General features: G+C 47.7%; 15 protein-coding genes. 6 read left to right on the top strand and 9 right to left on the bottom strand.

Annotation, left to right across the window (positions count from 1 at the left end):
• Positions 1 to 441, bottom strand: a 441-nt coding sequence (locus RJ47_RS05860) for a DUF2804 family protein (RefSeq protein ID WP_039482388.1), incomplete at its 3' end; no start/stop codon positions are given.
• A 130-nt stretch (positions 442 to 571) separates the two neighbouring features.
• Here RJ47_RS05860 and RJ47_RS05855 point away from each other — a divergent pair.
• Complete coding sequence (locus RJ47_RS05855) at positions 572 to 1657, top strand: AraC family transcriptional regulator (RefSeq protein ID WP_039482385.1); 1086 nt, start codon at positions 572 to 574, stop codon at positions 1655 to 1657.
• Between the two features lie 147 nt (positions 1658 to 1804).
• Positions 1805 to 2980 (top strand): lytic polysaccharide monooxygenase, encoded by a 1176-nt coding sequence (locus tag RJ47_RS05850; protein ID WP_039482383.1) that lies wholly within the window; start codon positions 1805 to 1807, stop codon positions 2978 to 2980.
• Between the two features lie 58 nt (positions 2981 to 3038).
• Here the strand turns inward: RJ47_RS05850 and RJ47_RS05845 are convergent, their stop codons facing one another.
• From RJ47_RS05845 to RJ47_RS05835, 3 genes are read right to left on the bottom strand one after another with little or no spacing between them, the layout of a single operon-like run.
• The gene (locus RJ47_RS05845) at positions 3039 to 5849 is read right to left on the bottom strand and encodes an Hsp70 family protein (RefSeq protein ID WP_039482380.1); all 2811 of its coding nucleotides are present in this window, start codon (positions 5847 to 5849) and stop codon (positions 3039 to 3041) included.
• A gap of 56 nt (positions 5850 to 5905) precedes the next feature.
• The gene (locus RJ47_RS05840) at positions 5906 to 7870 is read right to left on the bottom strand and encodes an Hsp70 family protein (RefSeq protein ID WP_039482378.1); all 1965 of its coding nucleotides are present in this window, start codon (positions 7868 to 7870) and stop codon (positions 5906 to 5908) included.
• A complete protein-coding gene (locus RJ47_RS05835; protein ID WP_038134271.1) occupies positions 7870 to 8502 on the bottom strand; it encodes a DUF2760 domain-containing protein in 633 nt (210 codons plus the stop codon). Before RJ47_RS05835 ends, RJ47_RS05840 begins: the two co-directional genes overlap by 1 nt.
• 306 nt (positions 8503 to 8808) lie before the next feature.
• On the opposite strand from RJ47_RS05835, the gene RJ47_RS05830 reads away from it, so the two are divergent.
• Positions 8809 to 10338: a sensor domain-containing diguanylate cyclase gene (locus RJ47_RS05830; RefSeq protein ID WP_039482375.1), complete on the top strand. Its 1530-nt coding sequence runs from the start codon at positions 8809 to 8811 to the stop codon at positions 10336 to 10338.
• Between the two features lie 87 nt (positions 10339 to 10425).
• A complete protein-coding gene (locus tag RJ47_RS05825) occupies positions 10426 to 10956 on the top strand; it encodes a 3'-5' exonuclease (protein ID WP_038134275.1) in 531 nt (176 codons plus the stop codon).
• Positions 10957 to 11028: 72 nt separating this feature from the next.
• Here RJ47_RS05825 and RJ47_RS05820 read toward each other — a convergent pair whose 3' ends face one another.
• From RJ47_RS05820 to RJ47_RS05800, 5 genes are all read right to left on the bottom strand, one after another.
• Positions 11029 to 11349 (bottom strand): hypothetical protein, encoded by a 321-nt coding sequence (locus RJ47_RS05820; protein ID WP_052237921.1) that lies wholly within the window; start codon positions 11347 to 11349, stop codon positions 11029 to 11031.
• Positions 11346 to 13850 carry a reprolysin-like metallopeptidase gene (locus RJ47_RS05815; RefSeq protein WP_039482373.1) on the bottom strand — a complete coding sequence of 835 codons (2505 nt, stop codon included), beginning with the start codon at positions 13848 to 13850 and terminating at the stop codon, positions 11346 to 11348. Before RJ47_RS05815 ends, RJ47_RS05820 begins: the two co-directional genes overlap by 4 nt.
• A gap of 229 nt (positions 13851 to 14079) precedes the next feature.
• Positions 14080 to 14532, bottom strand: a complete 453-nt coding sequence (locus tag RJ47_RS05810) for a TerB family tellurite resistance protein (RefSeq protein ID WP_038191088.1) — start codon at positions 14530 to 14532, stop codon at positions 14080 to 14082.
• A 77-nt stretch (positions 14533 to 14609) separates the two neighbouring features.
• Positions 14610 to 16514 carry an alkaline phosphatase D family protein gene (locus RJ47_RS05805; RefSeq protein ID WP_039482370.1) on the bottom strand — a complete coding sequence of 635 codons (1905 nt, stop codon included), beginning with the start codon at positions 16512 to 16514 and terminating at the stop codon, positions 14610 to 14612.
• Between the two features lie 3 nt (positions 16515 to 16517).
• Positions 16518 to 16883 (bottom strand): hypothetical protein, encoded by a 366-nt coding sequence (locus RJ47_RS05800; protein ID WP_038134280.1) that lies wholly within the window; start codon positions 16881 to 16883, stop codon positions 16518 to 16520.
• Positions 16884 to 16992: 109 nt separating this feature from the next.
• Between RJ47_RS05800 and RJ47_RS05795 the strand changes: the two genes are divergently transcribed.
• Together RJ47_RS05795 and hrpA are read left to right on the top strand one after the other, a co-directional pair.
• Entirely contained in the window at positions 16993 to 18321 is a 1329-nt protein-coding gene (locus RJ47_RS05795) for a MipA/OmpV family protein (protein ID WP_039482367.1), read from the top strand.
• 120 nt (positions 18322 to 18441) lie between these two features.
• The gene (gene hrpA, locus RJ47_RS05790) at positions 18442 to 22386 is read left to right on the top strand and encodes an ATP-dependent RNA helicase HrpA (RefSeq protein ID WP_072036318.1); all 3945 of its coding nucleotides are present in this window, start codon (positions 18442 to 18444) and stop codon (positions 22384 to 22386) included.
• Positions 22387 to 22465 lie beyond the last annotated feature (79 nt).

Below are 22465 nucleotides of genomic sequence, written 5' to 3'. Positions count from 1 at the left end.
GGCTTGAATGGCAGAAGTGTTGATCGAAACCTGCCAACTGGCGTCAAGAATGTGAAATTGGATTCGCTTTCCGGCAATCCAACTGGTGCCTTTGTACGGGGAATCAGACATTTGCTTATCAAAGTGAAGAGGACGAAGCCAGTTTTCTTCTACCATTCTGTCTTCATTAAGGTCGTAAACGTAGCAAAATGCTGATCCAAGATAGCGGATGTCAGCGATAGCCACGCCGATCACAAAGTGGTCGACAAACACGCTGACAAATTGAAATTGCTTGTAGGCAAAGTGTTTGCTGAGTGACCCGACGGGTTTATCCATGTCATTCAGGCGTTCATAGTGCTCAAGCCCCAACTTTTTCGGGATACCGTTGATTTGACCAAATAGAGGACGACCATCCTTATTGATCAATGTCTCTGGGGCTGGAAAAAGATGATGGTCTCGCATGAGTTGCTTTTAACCTTTTGTTCACATTTCTATTATTCTTGCTTGAAACTTGCCTTTTTGTGAGGTCATATTCGGACATTAAAGTCATCTTGATCACTTTAATTCAACTTGATGCCTAAGGAGGCATGTCTTGCAACTGATTGCCCAGTACCTCGCGATGGATCACCGCAGCCAGCTCGGTACATTGGATATTGCCTTGTTAATTCGGGCTTTGGAGTCAAAAGGCGCTGACCTTCGAGCGTTGTTGGCGCAGCAAGGTATTGCTGAATACGACTGGAGCCGCAGTGAGTCGACATTAAGCTATACAGACAAGCTCAAATTGTTTCACGCGGCAGTGCAATTGTACCCAAACGAGGGGCTAGGATTGCTTGCGGGTAGACAAATGGATTTACATCAGTTCGGCGTTCTTGGCTATGCGATTCGAACCAGCCCCTCTGTATTGGATGCAGTGAAAACTGGCTTTAAATATTTGAGGTTGAATGGTCCACTATTTACAGTGCGATTGACTGTAGATGGCGAACGCGCGGCGCTGCAGATAGAAGAGGCGGTCGACATTAGTGAGTTGCTGCCATTTTGCTGTGAGTTTTTTCTCGCCGCAGTCGTGTCGATATATCGCCAACTTACGGGACAGGCAATGCCACTGATCCAACTCTCTTTGCCGTATTCCTCCCCGATCTATTGCCACCAGTATCGGTCAGTGTTTGATTGCCCTGTGTATTTTAACCAAGCAAGCATTGAATTGATTTTTCCGCGCTCAGCGCTTGAGTTGCCAGTTGCTCAATATGATGCGGTGGCTTTGAGAAACTCATTGCGCTCTTGTCAGTCAATCGTTGAGACACTTGAATCACCTCAGTCGCTTGTTCAACAGATCAAATCTCGCTTTTATCAACAGCCAATGATGCTGCCGTCTTTAGAAGAGCTTGCTCAAGATTATGGCTGTTCTTCTCGGACGATGAGGCGAGAGCTTGCCAAGTACGGTGTCACGTATCAAGCGCTTCGCAATGAAGTTATGGCCAGCTTGGCGACCGAGCTACTACTGCAAACGGAACTTACTGTGGAAGAGATTGGCTATCGTTTAGGGTATAGCGATGTCGCCAACTTTCGTCGTGCATTCCGAACCATGACCAAACTTACACCTTCAAGTCTGCGTAGTACCCATGTGCAAGGGGAGGCAGGCTTTGAAGTGACTCGAAAAGATTTTTTACGTGCTACTTAACACGACAAAAATGTTGGAAAGCAACCGATGCTCTAACAAAGTTTGATATTAATTCGCCAGATAAATAAAAGCAGCCTGCTAGTTTTGTGTTGTCCATAGTTAACTACTTGTTTTTGAGTAGATTGTCAGCACATTTAAGGATGAATTATGAAATCGAAGTTAAATATCGCACTTTTAAGCCTAGGGGTGTCCTCCGCGCTTTTCTCGTTCAATGTTCACGCTCACGGCTGGGTGGAGTTTCCGAATGCCCGTCAAAACATTTGTTATGAAGATGGCGGGTTCTGGACCAATGAAATTCCCAACGCAGCCTGTCGGGCAGCGTTTAATGAGTCTGGCGCGTATCCCTTCGTCCAGCGAAGTGAGGTTGCCGCGAACGTACCTAACTATCGCGATATGGCCCATGTTAAAGCGATCGTTCCAGATGGGCAGTTATGTTCAGCGGGCGATGCAGCGAAGAAAGGGTTAAGTATTCCGTCGACGCATTGGCAGCGCACGAATGTCAATCCGGATGAAAATAACCAGATTGAATTGGTCTTTTTTGGCAAAGCGCCTCACAACCCGTCTTACTGGGAGTTTTACTTAACCAAACCGAGCTACGATGAAACGCAACCTTTAACGTGGGATGATTTAGAACTGATAGACACCGCGGGTGATGTTCCTGTCGATGCAGAGAAGCGTTACCGAATTAAGGTGACGTTTCCTGCCGACCGTTCAGGTGATGCAATTCTTTATACGCGTTGGCAACGTATTGATGTGGCGGGTGAAGGATTTTACAACTGTAGTGACATTACATTGAGAGGCAATGGCACGACGCCGCCAACTAACCCCGGAGAGCCAACAGATCCAGGTAATAATCTAACGGCTCTAGGTTATTTTGTTCCTCAAGGTTTTGGACCTGTAGAAGCTGGCGACACCGTGCGTTTTCGCACCTTTGATGCATCAGGTCAGGAAATTGTCGATATCAATCACCTGATTAGTACTAACAATACAAACACATGGGCGGCAGAGCTGGCGGATCAATTTAACTCGCAGCAAACGGGCGATTGGTATGTGGGTATTTGGCATCAAGAGATGAACCACTATATGTTCGACTCATCAAATATTTACGCTAATCAAGTACTAGCACCAAATGGAACATACAGCTATGCACTGTCATTGATTAAAGCGGATGTACCGCCAGTTGAGCCGGTCAATCAGTGGAAAAAAGAGGCGGTTTACACTCAAGGCGACACCGTGACTCATAACGGTAAAGAGTGGACGGCGCAGTGGTGGACCACAGGAGAAGAGCCTGGAACTACAGGAGAGTGGGGTGTGTGGCGCTAATACTAGACGTCTGTGACCATTAAAAAACTGCCAGCATTGCTGGCAGTTTTTGGTTAGATTAATGGTTAACGAGCGTTAGTCCACTCGGCAGTGCATCACCAAAGACCCGCTTCGACTCGCTCTCAGACAGCTCTTTGACTTCTTCAACCAGTGATACCCAAGATTCAGGCACCTTGCTTTGCTTCAGCTTGGTGAGAACTTGTTCACGGTAGTCGTCTGAGATATCAAATAGGCGGTCGCCCGTCTTACGACAAATCATTACGGCTGCGAAAGCGATCATTGGTTCTTTCTGCCAGTTCTGCTCTAACAGCTTAGGCAACCACTGTTCCGCTTGTTCACGAGGAATGACATTGTGCTGGCTGCCATATAAAGGCGTACGCGATGCCAAACGACCCATAGCCCACCAGTGTGCTTGCTCGAACTGGTTATGGTTGATGGCTTTGCTCAAGAACCACGTAACCAATAGAACCTTGTCTTCGACTTCTAGATGTTCCAAAGAAGCAGATAGGCGCACCATCGACTCGTAACCCATATCTTGTGCCGCTTTGGCCGATTGAGGATTCTTCATCGCACCAGGGTGTAGGTATTTAGCGATGTCCGCCAAGATGGTCTCTTGCTGCTCTTGGCTTAGGCCACCTGCGATACGACGCCAGAAGACCCACCAATCCGTCCAGCCTTGGTGGTTTTTAAACTGGATACCTTGCTGATAAAGTCCCCATACCTGCTCGATACGCCATGAATCCGTGGCATCACCAAATCCCGGCCTTAAAGAGAAGCCAGCCAAACGCAGCCAGTTTTTCTCGTGTGGTTCGGAGCGGCGACGACGCTTACGACCCTGAGCAAACGCATCAAATAGTTGACGTAAGGTCGTGAAATCCCATTCGTCGCGCTTGCCAAGTTTCTTCTCAAGATCTTTGGCTAAGGTTTTGATCTCTTTACCATCAGCGCTTTTTTTATTGCCGCTGTAGATGCGACCGATCAGTTCTTTACACTCATTGAGGCGAGGGTGCAGTTCAACCTGATCGCCTTCCTCGGTTTGCTTATTACGAACTTCGAATTCAAGTTCCCAACGTTTGCTGTCGTCTTCCGCGCTGACACATTCCATCTTAAGCGTGCCAACTTCGGTCAACTGACACGCCAGTTGCACTTCTACACGCTCTTTCTGGTTGGCTTGCAGTTCGGCGCCTTCACCTTCAAGGGTGGTGATATAAGGCGGCAGAGGCGCAAACAAGTCAGGATCAACGTCCACCATCACACCGTTTTGAATGGCAGTGTTATTGGTTAAGGTGTCGTGGGTAGACGTCAGCAGGTTAAAGCGAACGGGTTCACCTAGGGTAAGCGAGAAGCGACGACCACTTAAGCGGATCTCGTGACCTTCTTCTGTACCTTTTGCAAGCAAACAGAGCGCTTTACCCATCTTGTTCTTCTCTTGAAGATGCAAGAAGTAGGAACGCGCTGCGCCACCACCAATTTTAAGTTGTGCGCCACGACGTGCTTTACCAAACGCAACAGCACCTAGCGCAACCGACCAATCTGGATGTGGGTTGTCTAATACCGTAACCGGTGCGCCGCGCCAATCGGAAAGTAGAGTAGTGACACGCTCAGTGACAAGCTCACTGTTGAACACACCACCGTTGAGTAGCAAACCGACTGGAATGGCATTTTGTTTGTCGTCATCAATGCCAAGAGCGGCACGAGACACTTGCTGATGCGTCGTTAAGAACTCGGCAACGTGCTTGCTCACCGCTGGGTCAGCAACGTATGGAAGACCAAACTCGACAACGGCGCTGCGGCGCTTGTCTGGTACTTCACTGAAATCAGAAAGCGGGAAGAAGCCATCCAAAGCGATTTGGTGCACTTCTTGTTTGCTCAGCCCAATACTTTTTGTTCCGCCAAGAAGTTTCGAGCCGCTGCCCAGCATAGTGATTTTCACCTCTTCAGGTGCATTCGCTGAAAGCAGGTTTTCTTTCGCCTTGCGAGTTTGCTGAATCAACTTAGTCAGGCTTGCAGCAGTGAGCTTCTTACTCTGGTTGAAGCGGCTTTCCGCAAGGTGCGCGAGTGCTAAGTCGAGGTTATCACCACCAAGCATCAAGTGTTCACCCACACCAATACGATCAAGGGCTAGCTCATTATGTGAAGAGAAACTTGCTTCAATCAAGCTTAAGTCGGTGGTACCACCGCCCACATCGCACACCAGAATCAGCGGTAACTCTTTGAGTTCATCGGCTGCGGTTTGCTGGTGGCGAGCATACCAGTCGTAACAGACCGCTTGTGGCTCTTCTAGCAGGACGATTTTCTTTAAACCCGCCAGCTCAGCGGCTTCAAGCGTAAGCTTACGAGCGGTTTCATCGAACGACGCTGGAACGGTCACAACCACATCTTGGTCTTCTAGCTTGTTGCTAGGGTGACGGTAGTTCCATGCTTGACGAATGTGGTTGAGGTAGCTTGCGCTGGCAATGACGGGAGAGACTTTATCTACGTCTTGCGCACCAGCCCAAGGAAGAATGTCTGAGCTACGATCAACTGCTTGGTGTGATAGCCAGCTTTTAGCACTGAATACCTGGCGTCCTTCCACTTTCGCGCCTAACTCACGAGCCCATTCACCCACGATCACATTACTAATGTCGCCGGAAACAGGTTCGTTTTCCCAAGGGAGTGTCAGGTCAGAAGGGGAGATTTGACCAACCGCTGGGTGATAGCGGAAAGAGGGCAGTAATGGTTTACGAACCACTTCACCCGGGCCAATCAATTGGTCGATGTCGAATAGGGATACTTCGGATTGTTCAAGGTTGTCGGAGATTTCACAGTACGCCACCACAGTGTTTGTGGTGCCAAGGTCAATACCAACAAGAAAACGAGGAGATGCCATACAAACCTTCGTGTATTTAAAAACGGCACCCGATTGGATGCCGTTTGATTTTCTATTTATTCTTCTTCGTTTGAGTCGCTTTTCGCATCTTCGCGAACATCGAACTCAACATGCCATTTTTGACCGTTATCAGCGGCAATGGCTTCTAAGTAAAGCGTACCAAGCTCTGTCACGCGAGAAGCTAGGGTTACTGGAACCACTTCACCTTCACGACGACCTTCAGATACAGGCAGCGTTACTTGAATTTCTGGAAGCTCTTCAAGCTCTTCTGGTGCCCAGTAGTCTAGGTGAGTGCCTGCTAGGTCATCACGACGAACTGTTGAGCCAAAGAATTGGAAGTTAACTGGCTGACCGATGATCAAACCAAACTCTTGGCTTGGTACGTCAACGCTTGAGCCTTCTTCCATACCAAATGGTGCCACACACAGTGCTTCCATTGGAGGCGCCATGCCCGGAATCGCTGGCATCGCACTTTCGATACCCACGTAGTACGCCGAAGCAATACCACCACGGATACGAACGCCTTGACCACGACGTACAGAGCCGTAGTAAGCCGCACCGCTAGCAACTGCAAGGTCTAGATCCACACCTGTTAGGCGTTTCGCCATTTCAGCATCTGCTTCAAGTAGCCATTCGTTGATCGTGTCTTCTAGACGAGTTGCTAGAAGTTTCGATTTCAGAACACCACCGTTGAATAGGATTGCCGTTGGCTTGATGAAGTCAGCCGATTGCGCTGCATCCGCACCTGGCATACCAGGCATGTTAGCGAATGGGTTGAAATCTTGAGCTGCTGCTTCGCCGCCATTTCCTGAAGCAGAAAGGGCATTGGCTTGCCTAGACAAGAACGCAGCGATGTGACGAGTAATGCCAGCATCTTGCGCGTAAGGCAGACCCATTTGCGTTAGTGCACCACGGTTACGTTGAACAGGGTGGTCCGTAATCGCAACTTGAGGGAAGAAGCCGTCAACCAGTGTTTGTTGTACTTCTTCTTGAGTCAGTTCTGTTTTCAGCGTTGCGCCAAGCAGTTTAGAGCCACGGCTTGGTACTACGATTGGCACTGACTGAAGTTCGCTGTCGTTCAATAGCGCTTCTTTCGCGTCACGACATGCGTGCGTCATCGCCTGAACCTGCCATGGCTGTAGCTCTTTGCCTTCTTGCGCTAGCTTCATCTTCAAGCGGTACGCAAGTGCAAGGTCCATGTTGTCACCGCCAAGTAGGATGTGTTCACCTACCGCGATACGGTTCAGAGTTAGGTTGCCGTCGTCTTCAGTTACTTCAACCAAAGAAAGGTCGGTTGTACCACCACCGATATCGACCACAAGCACGATGTCACCAACTTCAACTTCGTCGCGCCATTTGTCGTCGCTGTTATCAATCCAGTTGTAAAGCGCAGCTTGTGGCTCTTCTAGAAGCGTTAGGTGCACAAAACCAACGTTGCGTGCTGCTTCTGCAGTTAGGTCACGAGCAGCAGGATCGAAAGACGCAGGAACCGTGATAGTCACGTCTTGATCGGCAAGGTTGTGATTTGGATTGGTGTGATTCCAAGCGTCTTTTAGATGCTCTAGGTAAAGCTCTGTCGCGCGAAGAGGGGATACTTTTTCCACTTCTTCTGGGCTACCTGCTGGTAAGAAGGCATCACGACGATTCACACCAGCGTGGCAAAGCCAAGATTTCGCACTTGCAACAAGGCGAATTGGTGTTTTTGAACCTAGGTTACGTGCAATTGCACCAACCAGTGCTTTTGGCTCGCTCGACCACGGAAGAACGCGTGATTGCGGGTTCATTTCGTGCTCGTGCGGCTGGTATAGGAAAGAGCCTAACTGGCTGCGAGTCTCTACCGTGCCTGGTGCAGTAAGTTGCGGGATAGGCATAACTTCAACGCGAGCATCTTCGTCGTGTGTATCAACAAAAGACATCACACAGTGTGTTGTACCTAAGTCGATACCGACACTGAATTTAGGCGTCTGTTGAGTTTCAACAGACGCTTCTTGAGAATGGTTTTCTTGGTTCATGTGTTCCATTACAGCTCAACCTCAGCTGGAGCGATCACAGATGCATCGTAGTTCTCAGCCAGTTTTGGCAACGTCATTGATGTTGCTTTCCAGCCTTTGTGAACTAGCGTGCCGTTGAATGGCGCGCTGCCTGTAACGTTGCCAGTTAGGCGGATTTCTTGTGGGTTGAAGCCTTCTTCAACCGTAATGCGAGTTTCTTCGTCTTCGTTGCGAACGTGTGCTAGCGTCACGTAGTCGTTCAGCACTTTCTGACCGCCAGTGTGGATTACGCGAGCAGCTGCGCCAACTTCTTCATCAGAGAATGACGTTAGGTCTTCTTTTAGGAAGTCAATCAGACGAGCTTCTTGCTGCATGATAGAAAGCAGCTGCATTGCAGAATCTGTAGATGCAGTAGCAAGCTTAGATTCCACTTCTACAACACGTTCTACGACTTTCTCTACTTCCACGACTTTTTCTACTTCCACGATCTTCTCAACTGGCTTCTCAACCTCGACGATTTTCTCAACCGGTTTTTCTACTACTTTTTCGATCACTTTAGATTTGCGTGATACCGCGATCAAAAGAAGCAAAACGCTCGAAGCAGCGAGGCCTGCGTGAAGCATATCGAACGTTTGAGGAATCATTTGTAAATCGAATGTCATGACATTTCTCTTTTGTTTAGTTTTAGGAGAGATTGGCTCAATCTCTGCTTTGGCTTATTGCCGAATTATTCTGATAAATTGGGGCGAATAGTAGCATATTCAATGCGGCGCGCTGCTAGAATTGAGCCTAAATCTGTGTTCATTGGATTTAATTGCGCTGTTTTTAATCACTTTCTTACCCATAAAACCTTGAATGGTGAAGCAGGCGCCATTTTTTCCGTCTAGGATTCAATAACACTTTATGTTGCTGATTGTATAAGGCTAAGATACCTAGGCACTCACGCCAGTTATGAACTCTCAGTTATTATGCTCTTAGGAACCCAAAAGAAGATTCTCTACCCGCTCATTGCGTTTTTAGCCACGACATTAATAACTTCGCTGGTCGTTTATTATTCCTACAAGTCGCAGCTTAAATACAGTAGTGCTTTGTTCAATAATCTCGCCCAGCAGCAAACGGAAAATTTGTCTCAAGTGCTGACGAGTGACCTTCATTTCATCGGAGCAGGCGCTAACTTTTTCCATGCCACAAAGCCTGAAAACTGGGGGCAATTTCACCTTTTTGCTGAGGAGTTGGTTTCTTCTTCGGATACATTAATTGGGTTGCAGTGGATGCAGCGTGTCGAAAAACAAACACTGCCTGAATATCTCGATAAAGTCCGCCAGTCATACCCAGACTTTCAGTTGTATACCGTACCAAAAGATGGTCCCAAAACGTCTGGCTACATCATGCCAAACGATGAAGACATTTACGTTGCGACAGATATTTATCCTCTTAGCGAGGAGAATCTAAAGCTGCTTGGCTTTTATTCTTCGCGCCTGCGGTTCCAGCTTATCCTCGATGGTATTCGTGCAACGGGTGAGCCAAACGTTTCAGACAAAGTACGTTTGCTGCAAGATGGCCTTGATCGCACATTAGAGAAGACAGGATTACTCGTCTACCATCCTGTTTTTGATGGAAACTCGTCAGAGCGCTTGATTGGTGTGGTTGTTGGCGTGATTCGAACGACTCGGTACTTCGAAGGCTTAATCGAGCGGACGGCGTCAGGCCAGCAGATGTTGGTTAAAGTGACGGATTTGGGTTTTGACGCAGAAGATGAACCAATACTTTACGTCAGTGAAGGATGGGAAAGTGAAGCGGGGCTTCAAGTCAGCAAGAAAATTGCCTTGCCGAATCGAGAATGGATGATTGATTTTAAGTTGGCCAGTCGCGTAACCAACAATGATCGTATCGTTTTGCGCAGCATAGGCTTCGGTGGCTTGGTCATCGCTTGCTTACTCGGCTACATCGTGTTTCTTCAGGTGAGAGAAAAGGAGCACTTATCTATATTACTTGATGAGCGAACTGAAGAGCTGCAATTTTTGGTCAACCATGATTCGTTGACTGGGCTGCTCAATCGAAGAGCATTCAGTGAAAAGCTAGACGAGTTAACCAAGGGCGACGCCTGTTTTGCGTTGGCGGCATTTGATATCGATAAATTCAAGACGCTCAATGATAGCTTTGGTCACGTTGCTGGGGACGAAATGCTGATTCATGTGGCAAACACGGTGGCGGAAAGTTTGCCTGAAGCCGACTTGCTTTATCGTATGGGCGGAGATGAATTCTGCATATTGTCAAAGAACACAGATCCGACGGCTCTTTCTGATCAGCTAAATGTGATAGGTCAACGGGTGGCTTCGTCATATCACCAATATGATGTTCATCAGATCCAATGTTCGTTGAGTATTGGTGCCGCAGTAAGGACGACAGAGTCCGCAGAGGACATCCTCAAGAAAGCCGATACTCAGCTTTATCGGAGTAAAAAAGCGGGGCGTAACCGCGTAACGGTTGCAGAATAACTAATCATTTAATCGGTCAAAGTTCGAATTGTGTGTGAATCTCATGTAGAATCGCGCCCTTTCAAATAGTTTCAAGTAAGGCAAGTGATGAACCATAACCGTATAGTTTGTTTCGATTTAGAGATGTGCTGTTGGAATGAAAACGGTGTCGGTACGACAGGTGAAATCATCGAGGTTGGGTTGGCGGAAATCGATCTGGTCAAAGGAGAGATCGTAAAACGCGCTCAATATTACGTGAAACCAGAGCAAGATGAAGTGTCACTCTTCTGCGTAGAGCTAACGGGTATCACGCCAAGAAAAGTTGAAAAGCAAGGGCGTCCACTCGAAGAAGTCCTCAAATCTGTGGTGAAAAATTTTGGTGGGTCGAACAAGATCTTTGCGTCTTGGGGGCGAGATGATGTCGTCTTAGCGAAAGAGTGTGAAGCGAAGGGCATTGAGATGCCGTTTAAAGAGTTTATCAATCTCGCTACGCTCTATCGCATTCAAAATCGCCTGAAAGACAAGCGGATTGGCCATAGAGCCGCTCAAGAATCGAAAGGTATAGAGTGGGAAGGGCGTCAGCATTCGGCCTACGTTGATGCCTACAACTTGGCGAAATTGGCGTTAACTATGCTTTAGAATGAACCATGCTTTAGAGAGTAAAAAGGGAGCGATATGCTCCCTATTCTATTTAAGGCGGTTTGAGATATTTTACTGCTTGGCTTTTTTGCACTTAGGGTAAATGTGGAGGTTGTACTGCGTCGCGTACTGAGTCAGAAGTTGACGTTTTTCCAACTCCTCATCACTTTTTACCACATCGCTAATACCTTCAACGATTTTTACCCCACATAACTCAGCAGCCAACGCTCTTTCTTCGGTTTCGATACCAGGAAGAACGTTACCGCGTCCAGGCATCTGATAAAGACGATAGTCATCAGCGTTTAGCGCACTTTGAGCATCAGCTTGTGCCTGATTTTCAGCGGCACAGCCACTTATGACAACGAGTGCAAGGGGTAGAACGAATTTGATCATTTGTTTCTCCTTACCCAAAATGCAGCCAGCATCAACAAGCCAAACCAGTTTAAGCTACCGCCGCCACCGCCACTTGAAGACGATGAAGTGCCAGTCGTGGTTTGTTCCGCTGCGACATTGATCGTCACCATAGCGGTAACGGTTTGAGACGCTTCGTCGGTGATCGTGTAGGTAAACGAATCCACACCGGAGAAGCCTTGCGCAGGTTGGTAGCTGATTGAGGTACCTGAGTTAAGAACAGTGCCACTGCCAGAGTAGTTGATAGCACTGATGGTTAACTCTCCTTGGCCAGCATCGTTTGCCAATACATCGAGCACTGTCGCTGGGCTGTTATGGTTAAGATTATAGCTATCATTTTCCGCTGATATCGCAGCTGTGCTGGAGTTAACGGTAACGGTCAGCGTGCCTGTAGCCGTTTGGTTTGCGCTGTCCACAATGGTGTAAGTGATGGTTTCACTGCCAACAAAGCTCGCATCAGGTTGGTAGTTGATCGCAGTATCTGTATGAGAAACTGTACCAGTACCATTGTAGGTTGTTGCTGTGATTTTAAGCGTGCCTTCACCTTTATCGTTTCCAAGGACATTGAACGATGTTTGCGCGCTACCTTGAGTGACCGCATAAGCATCATCGACCGCTTTCACTTCTTCAGGGATCGCTACCGAGAAACCACTTGATACAGCAAAGAAGATATTGTCACGACATTGGATCATCAAGCGAGCATTGTTGAACGTTTGAGCAGGGAAGTTGACTGACTGTGAGCCATCATTCGGAGTGTTAGCAAGCAAGGTTTGATCGAACGTCACCCCACCATTGGTTGACAAGAGAATATCAACGGCGGAACAGTTTACAGGGGCTTGTGCTGTACCTGCTACGTCCCATTCCACATTTGAGCTGCCGACAATTGTCGCACCTGATGACGGCGCTACTACGGCAAATGGGCCGCTGTTGCCATCAACGGTTATCAAGGTATCATCACTTGCTACGCCGCCTTCACCATCTCGGACTGTCAGCCTGAAGTTTAAATTACGGCTAGAGGTTGCGTACGTTTCACCTTTGACCAGTGTGCCATCCACCACATCTTCCAACCTCGGTAAATAGCGCTTCGGTTCCGTTGTTGGCATCCAAGAGCGAAATAGTGGACCACTACCAAAATCGGTGGTTAGGTTTGAGGTACCAGTACCCGAGTCCATCTGTTCCCAGACATAAGTTAGGCTACCCGTGCCTGTCGCTGATCCAGTTAATACGATAGGTGTACGCGCCGGAACAGTGTAGTCACTACCAGCATCGGCAGTGGGCACTTCCGTTGTCGAAGTGGTTGTGGTTCCACAGGTTTGAGTCGCGAGGTAGTCGTTGATTTCTTTGATACTCGCAGCATGGAAGTAGGCGTCTGAGTTAACTTGTATATTATCGTTACCACAGATACCTGCGTAAGCCATGATGGTGCTGCCACTTCCTGGCTCGAAGGCGGTTGGGTCGTTGCGGTTTGAGCCTTCACAATTCCACATATTGCCATTAAATGTGTGGTTTGCACCGAACTGGTGTCCCAGTTCATGGGCTACGTAGTCGATGTAAAAGGCGTCGGTTTCTGGGTCAGAACGGCCCGTCACCCCGGCGCCTTTTGAAAAGTCATTACAGACCGCCCCTAAGGCGGCTAAGCCACCACCACCGGTAGTAAAGATATGGCCAACATCGAACGCGGCACTACCAAATTTTTTCGTCAGGTCGTCGTGGTTGCGATCGATGTCCTGGCCTGCATCTGAATCAGTAAATGGGTCCGTAGCAGCGTTGGTATAGATGTTGAAGTTCACTAGCTCAAGCTGCACTGCTAAGTCTGATTTGTAGACCTCATTGACTCGGTTGATGGCTGTTGTGATCGCAGCGCGAGTCAACGTTTCTGTACCACCATGGTATTGCGAGTACTCGCCTGTCGCAGAGACAATCAGTCGGTAAGTGCGAGATTCAATGTTGGTGCGTTGTGCAACCCGACTTTGCACCGTTTCAGCTTGATTATTGTTTAGGTACTTTAAAACCTGATCCTGAAATGGGCTCGAGAGTTTATGGTTGTATGAGACATAGTGACCGGAACCATCTGGCTTTGGCTCTACGTAAACGTATTTGCCATCATGGCGAAACATGCCGTGGAACCCTTTCGGTGTGTAATCGAATCGACCTTGAATAGCCGCATCACCAACAGCATGGCCAGTGTAGGTCTTTAGCTCTGGGAATTTCTCCTGCATATCAGGTGAAAGGATGGAGTCATAAGTCAAAACAAAGTCAATCAACTCTCCATTAGGTAAAGGAACCTGCAGTGTTAAACCGCTCTTGGCTTGACCATGGACAAAGTGATTTTCTAACTTGGACGTATCAACAGCAAAGGTGGTTGATGATTTACTCTTTGCTGAACGCTCAGAATGGACTGGCTGCCAAAGATCGCTTGATAAGGCATCTGCACTGAATAGCAGCGATAGGGATAACGCGCCGACTAACTTGTTGTACTTCATTATAATTCTCTAATGCATCTATTACGTGAGTGAAATATTTGACGAAAGTAGTATAGATACAGTGAATGCTCAATGGTTTACAAATGAACTCAGTGATTTATGGAGTCCAGTTCTAGTTTTCCCCAATTAATCTACCTATAGATTAATTGGGGAAAACGTGCCACCTTTGCCTGCGTTTTGGTTGTTATTTGTTCGTTTTCGCTATTTTAAAGTTAGTCAACAGGTGCGATTAGGACTGGTCTTTAGTGGCGGATAGTTTGGCGCGAATAAACTCACTATGGTCAACGTAAAGCAGTTCGGCCGTTTTGCGAATCACAGAGTCTTCAAGTGGATCAATGTCGCCATCGGCATTCGCGACCTGCCACATGGCTTTTATCAGCTCAAATCGAGTCTCTTGAGTTAGCTCTCTGAGTTGTGAGGTAAAGTCATAAAGCGATGTTGATTGATTGCTTTGAGTTCGAGCGCGAGAAAGCAGCACTTGAGCGTTGGATTCCTCTAGACCTAACAGCCGAGACAAGAGCGTTAATTTTGCCGCTTCTTCCCGCTCGTCAAGCTCATGATCTGCACCAGCCACTTCACACAGTAAACATGCGATGGCGAGATTTGGATCGCTATGAGCATGGTTGCTAAGATCGTTTCCCTCTAGGAGCTGTTTAAACAGTTTGGTAATGGAGTTCAGCATATTGATGGCCTCAAATTATTCTCTATTGTTATAGATAGTGATAATCGGAGGCGATCACAAGTGGCTTGACAGAAACCTTACGTAGATTTGATATCTGGAAAGTCGACCTCTTCGCCATTACTCAGCAAAATAGAGATCCTTTTTGGCTTTCCGCTTGCGTCCAATTTCAGTTCACCAATCGCACTGGCATTGACTAACCTGCGTACGCCCGGCGTGTTTGGAGCGCGCTTGTAGATTTTGAGTCGCTTCCTTTTCGTTAGGAAGTTGAGCGGAGAGCGGGGTGAGTAAAGCAACCTATCGACATGGTCACAAATTGCTAACAGTGGCTCAGGGAAGAGATTTTTCAAGCCGCTGCATGTGATCTGGTAGATGTTTGGGCTACAACGGCGAAAACGCAGCTTGATGTCATAGGCAAAGGAGTAGTGCACATCACCCGACAAAATCACAAAATTGGTTGGGGTCTTGGTGTGTGTGAAAATGCTGATCAAGGTGTTTGCGCTACCCGGGTGCGCCATCCAGTTCTCGGCATCGATCACTAGTGGCTGACCGAGCATGGTCATCCCTTTTTGTAGCGCCTCAATGAACTTGACACCGAACATTGGCGCCGCAGAAACAATGATCACCTTGTCTTGATGCATCAGCTCTTGTTGAAACTCAATTAACGCTTCCCAGTCCATCAGGCCGGAAGGCTTGTTCATTCGAGACTCTGAGCGCCAACGACGCGTCCGCGTATCCAACACAACCACTTTAGGCGAGGTATGAATCGTGTAATGCCATTTCTCAAAGCTGTACAAGTATTGAATGAATTGGTCTTGATGCGAAGCAGAGGGTTCATCGAAATACTGATTTGCTAACTCCAGAAACTCTTGGTTGAAGTTGTCTGGCTCGTTGCCCCAACCCTGACATAGCCAGTAAGAAAGCAGACCATTGCCGATGATTCGCTTGGCGAACGGATTCTCGTAAGCCGCTTTTTCCCAGCCTACGGTTAAGTTCCAATCATCGGTGACATCGTGGTCGTCGAAGATCATATAGGTGGGAATGTGCGCAAGAAGGCGTCTTACTTTAGGTAGCCCAGCGACAAACTCGTCAATAATAGGTTTGTGGTTACGCCACTCTTGTTGCCATCTAGGTTCAAGTTCTTTGCCTGCGTGGGTGAACTTAGTGTCAAGCAGGCGATTGGTATTGATGTGTTGCCATAGCGTCGGCGACCACACCAACAAATACATGGCAAAAAATTCGGAAAAAGTGATTAAGTGGTTTTCGCACTCCCTTGAACTAAAGATGGGGGCGTGTCGCTTAGGGAATAATGTGGTCAACCAATGTCCATCATCAACGTAGTGAGGCAGCAGCCTATCGCGCCCGTAGTAGTAATCAGGGTGTTGGCGTAGAGCGTCGCAGTCAGCGAGAGGCGCGTCTGAAAACGTTTCTTTTGGCAAACCAAGGAGGTCGATGACTTGATCGATAGCATCTAAGGTCGGTCCCGCAACGTGGTCGGCGTAGATTTGATCGCCGCTCATCATAAGTAGGTCTGGTCGTTCACCAATCTCGAGCTCGGATACTTTGTGATCTGCCGCTACTAGAGAATCCGCACTCGAGTGATGAGGATTTCGACAAGAGCCATGCAATACATAATCGGCTTTGTCGGAGATGACAATACTTGGGCGCTGCTCGCTGGGATAGCAGAGATCAGGCGCCAGCGTTTGCAAGTCTCCGGCTTGGGTGACAAAGTCGTAGCTTAGGGCAGTATTGGCTGGGAAGTCGTGACGAAAGTCAGCAAGAGTCACATACGCATGCTCGCCAACTTTCACCGATTGGCACTGATCTAGGTCGAACTGGAAAACGTCATTGTCGTCCAACCTGTGGTAAAGCTTGAATTGCCCTGTGAGACGCTCGCGAGTGACCAACCAAAATACCAACTGATTGTGGGTGGCTTTTCTAAGAATGGGTCCAGCGATGAGAAATGGAAGGGTACTTTGAGTCATCTATCAATCATTTGGGTCGTTAGGAATGTCTGGGTCTTCAAGTATTTCAATGACTTCAGAGCTTGAAAGCTCATGACCCATTAGAAATAGCGCAAGCATAGCGTCAGCTTTTGTTTTGGTGTCTGAGCTCTCGTCGAGGATTTGTTCGAAGCGGTGGCGAATCATGTCTATTTCATGTTCTACGAAACCACGTCCTTCTTCTTCGCCTTGCGATTCTTCTGGTGCGTTGTCGAACTCCATAAACAGTAAGTCACCATCTAACTGGGTACGGACTAATCGCTCAGGCAGCCAAATTTCTCCGCACACGATGTCGGGGTCTTGGCCTTCAGGAAGAGATTCTAGCAATTTCTTTAACTTTGATGCTTTCACAATTTTTTGATTTAGGAGAACATATGTTCTTATTTTAACGACGAATCGCTAATAATCATAAGCATTAAGTGACTCAATAGGTCAATTATTGAGTCTTTAGGACATAAAAATGACAAATCAGTGGAAAATTTGCCGCACAGCAGCGGGGATTGGTGCCGCTTTTCTTTCGACTTCGCTCTTCGCAACAGAGACGCCTGCTATCGGTGAACAAGATTGGGGCATCGCTGCGATGTATCGAATCGCCTCAGTGCCGTTTGATACCGACAGAAGTGATCAATCCGTCAGTACCTTTGTACCTATGATGTATTTCAACAATGAGTACGTTTTTATTGATGGCTTAGAAGGTGGTGTGCACCTTTATGAAACCGACGACGAGCAATGGCAAGTGAACGCGCTCACTCGTTTGCGATTTGTCGATATTCCAAAGTACTTCCAAAACGCCAACGAAGGTGATTCTGCGGACTTTGGTTTGCAATTACGCTACAAAGTGGATGACAACTGGCATTTTGACACCGAAGTGATGACAGACGATGAGTATCGTGTACATGGTAACCTTCGCATGTCCGGTGAGTTTGAATCAGGCGATTGGGAAGTTAAACCGAGTGTGACATTGCGTTACAAAGAAGCCGAATTTAACAGTGTTTACTACGGTTTTTCGGAGTACACCAATGATCGTATTGGCGCTGGAGCAGACATCAACGTTGGGGTTGAAGCTCGTTACCACGTAGTGTCGAACCTATACTTGCTCGGTTCAACAAGTATCACTCGATTGGATGACAACGCCTACAATGCGCCGCTGGTGGAAGACCGCTACCAAGGAGAGCTGTTCGTTGGTTTTGGATTCTTTAACGACAAGACTAAAGCTCCAAAATCAGAGCTGAGCAATAAACGCTATTGGCGTGTTGCTCACGGCTGGGCGACACCATCAAATATCGGTGAGATTTTTGGCTTTGAAAGTGAGAAAGACGAGTACAACAACCAACTCACGTCGGTCTTTTATGGCCACCCTTTAACCGATGAACTGTTCGGATTTCCTATTGATATCTATTTGACACCCGGACTCGTGCACCACTGGTCTTCAGAGGTGCAAGGCGCAAGTACCGAATATGTGGCCGCGATTAAAGCGTACTACACCTTCAATTGGCCGACGCAGTGGCGATTTGGAGTAGCGGAAGGTTTGTCTTACATTGATAACGTTACTTACATCGAACAAGACGAGATGGATAGAAAGGGCTATACCGCAAGCCATTTACTCAACTACTTGGATTTCTCCTTTGATGTCAATGTCGGTGACTTGTTCAATGCCCCAGAGCTTAACAACATGTGGTTTGGTTATTCACTTCACCATCGTAGCGCAATCTTTGAAAAGGCCTCCCAGTTTGGTCGAATCAAAGGTGGCAGTAACTACAACACGGTTTACCTCCAGTTCGACTTCTAATCAGGTTCAAGTTTAAGTTAACGCCCACGCTAAAATGTCGTGGGCGTTTTTTTTCTATCGTATAAACAGCTTGTGATACAATCCGCGCAGTTTTATGTAATGAAATGAATAGGAAACGCTTTGACTTCGTCACAGCCTAAAAAATCTGTCGACAGCGAACAGAACTCTCAAGCGCCTCAAGCTCAGGTGAACAGCGCAGCGTCCTTACGCAAAGCACTCGGTGAGTGTATGTTGCGTGATCGCTTTCGCTTGAGCAAACGCATTTCTGGCGCAAGCAAAATTAAAAAAGAAGCGTCACGCAACGCCGTGTTTGACGAAATCGCGCTCGATATTGCTAAGTCCATGATGGAAGCTGAGCAGCGCAGCAATGCTCATCCAACAATCGAATACCCTGAAATCCTGCCAGTCAGCCAAAAACGCGACGACATTGCGAAAGCGATCGAAGAAAACCAAGTGGTCATCGTTGCGGGTGAAACCGGCTCAGGTAAAACCACTCAGCTACCAAAAATCTGTGCTGAACTTGGTCGCGGTAAATTCGGTCTGATTGGTCATACTCAACCTCGTCGTCTTGCGGCGCGTTCGGTTGCCAATCGAATTGCCGAAGAGATGGAAACCAAGCTTGGTGAGTTTGTTGGTTACAAGGTTCGATTCAACGACCAGATCTCTGAAAACACCCAAATCAAATTGATGACAGACGGTATCTTGCTGGCTGAAATTCAGCATGACCGCTTCTTGAATCAATACGACACCATCATTATCGATGAAGCGCACGAGCGCAGTCTGAACATCGATTTCATCTTGGGTTACTTGAAAGAGTTGCTGCCACGTCGTCCTGATCTGAAAGTGATCATTACCTCGGCAACCATCGACCCAGAGCGTTTTTCAAAACACTTCAACAACGCACCCATTATTGAAGTGTCAGGTCGAACTTACCCAGTAGAAACGCGTTACCGCCCACTGAGCGGTGATGATGATAACGATCGTGACCAACTTGAAGGTATTTTCGAAGCGGTAGACGAACTGTGCGATGAAGGCTTAGGTGACATCCTTATCTTCATGAACGGCGAGCGTGAAATTCGTGATACCGCGGATGCATTGTCTAAACGCAACCTTAAGAGCACGGAAATTGTGCCGCTTTACGCGCGTTTGTCGGCGGGTGAGCAGAACAAGATTTTCCAACCTCATGCTGGTCGCCGCATTGTACTGGCTACCAACGTAGCAGAAACCTCGTTGACGGTTCCGGGCATCAAGTACGTTATCGATCCGGGTACGGCGCGTATCAGCCGATACAGTTACCGTACTAAGGTTCAGCGTCTTCCAATCGAGCCAGTTTCTCAGGCGAGTGCCAACCAGCGTAAAGGTCGTTGTGGTCGTGTGGAAGAGGGTATCTGTATCCGTCTTTACTCAGAGGAAGATTTCAATTCACGTCCTGAGTTTACCGATCCTGAGATCCTGCGTACTAACCTAGCATCGGTTATCTTGCAGATGACGGCGCTTGGTTTGGGCGACATTCAAGCTTTCCCGTTTGTGGAAGCACCTGATAAACGTAACATCCAAGACGGTGTGCGTCTTCTAGAAGAGTTAGGTGCAATCAATGCTGATGCTAAAGACCCGAAAAAACGTCTAACTAGCATTGGTCGTCAGCTTGCACGCCTTCCAATCGACCCACGTCTAGCTCGTATGGTTCTTGAGTCGCCAAAATATGGTGCGACTAAAGAGCTGATGATCATCGCCTCTGCACTCTCAATCCAAGATCCGCGAGAGCGTCCTTCAGACAAACAGCAATCTTCGGATGATAAACACAAGCGTTTCTTCCATGAAGAGTCAGACTTCCTGACGTTTGTGAACCTGTGGGATTATATCCAGAAGCAGCAAAAGAAATTGTCTGGGAACCAGTTCCGCAAGCAATGCAAACAAGATTACTTGAACTACTTGCGTGTGCGTGAATGGCAAGACGTCTACTTCCAACTTCACCAGTCTATGCGTGAAATGGACTTCAAGCTCAATGATGAGCCAGCAAGTTATCAAGGTGTGCATTCTGCAATCCTTGTTGGCCTGCTTTCTCAAATTGGTATGAAAGACCAAGAGAAGAATGACTACCAGGGCGCGCGCAACGCTCGTTTCCATATCTTCCCTGCATCGGGTCTATTCAAGAAACAACCCAAGTGGATCATGTCTGCTGAGTTGGTGGAAACCTCAAAACTTTGGGGGCGCATCATCGCTAAGATTCAACCAGAATGGATTGAGCCGCTAGCGAAGCACCTAATTAAGCGCAGTTACAGCGAACCGCATTGGTCGAAGAAACGCGCCGCGGTCATGGCTTACGAAAAAGTGATGCTTTACGGCGTGCCCATCGTACCGAAGCGTTTGGTGAACTACGGCAATATTGATTCGACTATCAGTCGTGAAATCTTCATTCGTAGTGCGCTGGTGGAAGGTGAGTGGGAAACCAAACACGCGTTCTTCAAGCAAAACCGTAAGCTTCTTCAAGAAGTGGAAGAGCTCGAACACAAATCTCGTCGCCGCGACATTTTGGTCGATGACGATGAGCTATTCGATTTCTACGACCAACGCGTTGGTACGGAAGTGGTTTCTGGCAAACACTTCGATACGTGGTGGAAGAAGGCCTCGAAAGAGAACAAAGAACTGCTGAACTTCGAAAAAGAGATGCTGTTCAAGGGCGATGCAAGCCATGTTACCGATTTGGATTACCCGAACTTCTGGTATCAAAACAATCTGAAACTGAAGCTGAGCTATCAATTTGAACCAGGTGAAGATAGTGACGGTGTCACGGTACACTTGCCACTGCCTATTCTGAACCAAGTTGAGTCTGCGGGCTTTGACTGGCAGATCCCAGGTCTGCGTCATGAACTTGTGGTGAGCTTGATCAAATCGCTGCCGAAGACAGTACGTAAGAACTTTGTTCCTGCGCCAAACTACGCCGATGCGTTCTTAGCTCGTGCAACACCAATGGAAGCGCCACTGCTTGACTCGTTGGAGAAAGAGCTGCGCCGAATGACGGGCGTAGAGGTTCTGCGCGAAGATTGGAATATGGATCAAATTCCGGAACACTTGAAGGTGACTTTCCGCGCGGTTGACCATAGAAATCGCAAGCTGAAGGAAAACAAAGATCTTCACGAACTGAAAGAGAGCCTGAAAGATAAAGTTCAAGAAACCCTTTCAAAAGTCGCGGATGACGACATCGAGCAACAAGGTTTGCATACGTGGAGCTTTGGCGAACTGCCGAAGGTATACCAACAAAAACGCGGTGGTTACGACGTTAAAGCGTACCCAGCGATTGTCGATGCCAAAGACAGCGTTGAAATCAAGCTGTACGAGACTGAATATGAGCAGGTCACGGCAATGCAAGCGGGTCAGCGTCGTCTGATTTTGCTCAATGTGCCTTCGCCAATCAAATACCTGCACTCCAACTTGCCGAATAAATCGAAGTTGGGTCTATACTTTAATCCTTATGGCAAAGTACTTGATTTGATTGATGACTGTATCGCGTGTGGTGTCGATAAGCTGATTGAAGAGCAGGGCGGCTTGGTTTGGGAGCCAGAGAAGTTTGACGCCTTGAAAGAACACGTTCGAGCTGAGCTTGGTGATACGGTGGTGGAAATTGCCCAGCAAGTGGAAACCATCCTGACGACGGCTTTCAATATCAATAAGAAGTTGAAAGGTAAGATCGATTTCACCATGGCGTTCGCATTGTCGGACATCAAAGCACAAATCGAAGGATTGATCTTCAAAGGTTTCGCGACAGAATGCGGTTGGAAGCGTCTTCCGGACATTCTGCGCTATATGCGCGCGATTGAGCGTCGTATGGAGAAGCTGCCAATCGATCCAAACAAAGACCGTTTGCACATGCTGAAAGTGGAATCAGTGACGAGCGACTACAAAGAGCTGCTCAACAAAATTCCGAAAGGCATGGTGGTTCCGGAGAACGTGAAAGAGATCCGCTGGATGATCGAAGAGCTTCGGGTGAGCTTCTTTGCTCAACAATTGGGTACGCCATATCCAGTGTCTGACAAGCGAGTTAAGAATGCGATTGACGCGTGTTAGGTACGCAAATTGCATGATATTCGGTACAGGATAGTTTTTTGACGAACATGGGCAGCGGATTGCCGCTTGGTGCCACTGC

The organism is Vibrio sinaloensis (assembly GCF_000808535.1).
Lineage (GTDB): Bacteria > Pseudomonadota > Gammaproteobacteria > Enterobacterales > Vibrionaceae > Vibrio > Vibrio sinaloensis_D.
This window is presented reverse-complemented; position numbering and strand designations above follow the sequence as displayed.

Bases quoted from the DNA above. Each gene is read 5' to 3' on its own strand.
- RJ47_RS05835 (WP_038134271.1), bottom strand. From the start codon at position 8,502: ATGACATTCGATTTACAAATGATTCCTCAAACGTTCGATATGCTTCAC.
- RJ47_RS05805 (WP_039482370.1), bottom strand. From the start codon at position 16,514: ATGACTCAAAGTACCCTTCCATTTCTCATCGCTGGACCCATTCTTAGA.
- RJ47_RS05815 (WP_039482373.1), bottom strand. From the start codon at position 13,850: ATGAAGTACAACAAGTTAGTCGGCGCGTTATCCCTATCGCTGCTATTC.
- RJ47_RS05825 (WP_038134275.1), top strand. From the start codon at position 10,426: ATGAACCATAACCGTATAGTTTGTTTCGATTTAGAGATGTGCTGTTGG.
- RJ47_RS05795 (WP_039482367.1), top strand. From the start codon at position 16,993: ATGACAAATCAGTGGAAAATTTGCCGCACAGCAGCGGGGATTGGTGCC.
- RJ47_RS05820 (WP_052237921.1), bottom strand. From the start codon at position 11,349: ATGATCAAATTCGTTCTACCCCTTGCACTCGTTGTCATAAGTGGCTGT.
- RJ47_RS05840 (WP_039482378.1), bottom strand. From the start codon at position 7,870: ATGGAACACATGAACCAAGAAAACCATTCTCAAGAAGCGTCTGTTGAA.
- RJ47_RS05845 (WP_039482380.1), bottom strand. From the start codon at position 5,849: ATGGCATCTCCTCGTTTTCTTGTTGGTATTGACCTTGGCACCACAAAC.
- RJ47_RS05830 (WP_039482375.1), top strand. From the start codon at position 8,809: ATGCTCTTAGGAACCCAAAAGAAGATTCTCTACCCGCTCATTGCGTTT.
- RJ47_RS05850 (WP_039482383.1), top strand. From the start codon at position 1,805: ATGAAATCGAAGTTAAATATCGCACTTTTAAGCCTAGGGGTGTCCTCC.
- RJ47_RS05810 (WP_038191088.1), bottom strand. From the start codon at position 14,532: ATGCTGAACTCCATTACCAAACTGTTTAAACAGCTCCTAGAGGGAAAC.